1 protein-coding gene is annotated in these 249 nt (G+C 40.6%); it reads left to right on the plus strand.

Annotation, left to right across the window (positions count from 1 at the left end; translation table 11 throughout):
* The coding region (locus tag AAEZ08_RS23275) for an SGNH/GDSL hydrolase family protein (protein ID WP_500125228.1) at positions 1-249 on the plus strand (249 nt) is incomplete at both ends.

Below are 249 nucleotides of genomic sequence, written 5' to 3' on the forward strand. Positions count from 1 at the left end.
TGTAGATGCTTTGCTAGCGCAGTATCAACCAACTCATGTACTTATTGAGCTGGGCGCAAACGACGGTTTACGTGGTTTTCCGGTGAGTAAGCTACAAGCTAACTTAACCGAATTAATCAAAAAAAGCCAAGCAGCCAATGCCACCAGCGCTTTAATGGAAATTTATATTCCCCCAAATTACGGGCCACGTTACAGTAAAATGTTTACCGATAGTTTTACACAAGTAAGTAAAAATACAAACGCTTACCT

This window comes from Pseudomonas sp. E45-MNA-CIBAN-0222 (assembly GCF_040310405.1).
Taxonomy (GTDB): Bacteria; Pseudomonadota; Gammaproteobacteria; order Pseudomonadales; family Pseudomonadaceae; genus Stutzerimonas; species Stutzerimonas stutzeri_AC.